This window comes from Chromobacterium alticapitis (assembly GCF_002924365.1).
Taxonomy (GTDB): domain Bacteria; phylum Pseudomonadota; class Gammaproteobacteria; order Burkholderiales; family Chromobacteriaceae; genus Chromobacterium; species Chromobacterium alticapitis.
Window position 1 is genome coordinate 1 of record NZ_PQWB01000198.1, and the last position, 416, is coordinate 416.

Here is a 416-nt window from a genome sequence, read left to right on the forward strand (position 1 = left end):
CCAAGCCAAGGTCACCGAATACGAATACGACGGCGCCGGCCGCCGCGTGCGCGAAACCGTCGACCCGGCCGGGCTGAAGCTGAGCACGCGCTACGCGTACGACGCGGCGAACAACGTCACGGCCAAGACCGACGGCAACGGCCAAACCACCCGTTACGTCTACGACGAAGGCGACCGCCTGCGCTACACCGTCGACCCGCTGGGCTATGTGAGCGAACAGCAGTACGACGCGGCGGGGAATGTGACGGACACCATCCGCTATGCGGACAAGCTGGAGGCGACGCTGCCGCGCGGCTCGACCGACCAGACGCACAGTGGGAAGCAAGCGGCGCAAGTGTGGTACCAGGCCGACACCAACAACGCCATCTCGCGCGGCGCGGGCCACTTCCAGGCCGGCGACACGGTGACGGCATCGG

General features: G+C 67.8%; 1 pseudogene. It reads left to right on the forward strand.

Annotation, left to right across the window (positions count from 1 at the left end):
* Nucleotides 1-416 (forward strand): annotated as a pseudogene (locus C2I19_RS21380) (RHS repeat domain-containing protein); the annotation flags it as partial.